This is a genomic window from Streptomyces sp. NPDC005195, from assembly GCF_040608315.1.
Lineage (GTDB): Bacteria > Actinomycetota > Actinomycetes > Streptomycetales > Streptomycetaceae > Streptomyces > Streptomyces kaempferi.
Genome location: NZ_JBEXHZ010000375.1, coordinates 1 through 1,187, shown reverse-complemented (window position 1 = coordinate 1,187; position 1,187 = coordinate 1). Strand labels below are relative to the sequence as shown.

The following is a 1,187-nucleotide window of genomic DNA, read 5'->3' as shown; positions in this document are numbered from 1 at the left end:
GTCGAGCGCCGAGCCGGCCGGAGCCATACCGCCGTGGGCGGCGCGCACCCTGTCCAGCAGCGCGGGCGACACCGACACGAGTGCCAGGCCGGCCAGCAGCCCCTCCGCGGGCATCAGTCCGCTCCACAGGCCGGAGCAGCGTGCGCACCCGCGGGCGTGCCGCGCTATTCGCTTGCGCCACAGCGCCGAGGGCCGAGCGTCCCAGGAGGTCAGCATCCCGCGCAGTTCCTCACACGGCGGCCGCGCGTCGAGCGCCCGCACGACCACACGGGCCGCCTCCAGCTGTGCCTTCATCCGCTGCACCCGGACCGCCGTGTGCTGAGGTGACACCTCCAGGGCCGTGGCGACCTCGGTCCGGGTGAGTTCACCTGCGCACTCCAGCCACCACAGCGACAGCAGCGCCCGGTCGTCCGGCTCCAGCCAGCGGGTGGCGCGCGCGGTCTCCTGGCGCTGGCCCGACAACTGCAGCCGCACCATCGTCAGGTCCACGAAGTCGGCACCCGGATCGGCGAAGTCCTTCGTGTCCTCCACGGTTCCCGGGGTGACCTGCCGGTCCTGCCAGTGTGTCCGGACCTGGTTCATCGCGATCGCCACGAGCCAGGAGCGGAAACTCTCGGGGGTCCGCAGACTTCCCAGCGCGTCCAGGGCACGGAGCATGGTCTCCTGCACCACGTCGTCCACGTCGACGGAGCCGTTCAGAGCCCGGCCCACGACGTTGTAGACGAGCGGGAGGTACGCACTGACCAGGGCGTCCTGAGCCTGCGGGTCGCCGCTTCGGGCAGCGGTCACCAGCGCGGCCTCGTCCACCGTGTTCCGTGTGCTCATCAAACGCTTCCCTGTCCTCGACGCCGAACGATGCTGTCCGATACCTGGGAGACCGCTCGGTGAGCCTCGGATAACAGTTCTTCGGAGAATCGTTCCGGGAGAGACTCACCGCTGCGCCCGGGAAACGCAATGGAGGGCGTCACATCGGGGAGGGGCAGGACGCACGAGTGCCGAGCCCGACCGGGTCGGACTCGGCACCTCGGGAAACCGGTGGAAGCGGCGGCCGGGAGCGCGGCGGCTCAGCTGTTCCTGCGCCCCACGCCGCCATAGAAGCCGATCTCGCCGGACCTCGCCGGGGGCGGGCCGTCCGGGCGCCAGAACGGAACCTGGGCCAGTCCCGGTTCGACCAGTTCGAACCCGTC

The 1,187-nt window shown here is 71.0% G+C and carries 2 protein-coding genes; both read right to left on the bottom strand.

Annotated features, from left to right (window positions below; all coding sequences use genetic code 11):
* Window positions 1-825 (bottom strand): sigma-70 family RNA polymerase sigma factor (locus ABZV34_RS39760; protein ID WP_356288273.1); only part of this gene is annotated, 825 nt, incomplete at its 3' end.
* Between the two features lie 239 nt (window positions 826-1,064).
* The coding region (locus ABZV34_RS39755) for an SAM-dependent methyltransferase (RefSeq protein ID WP_356288276.1) at window positions 1,065-1,187 on the bottom strand (123 nt) is incomplete at its 5' end.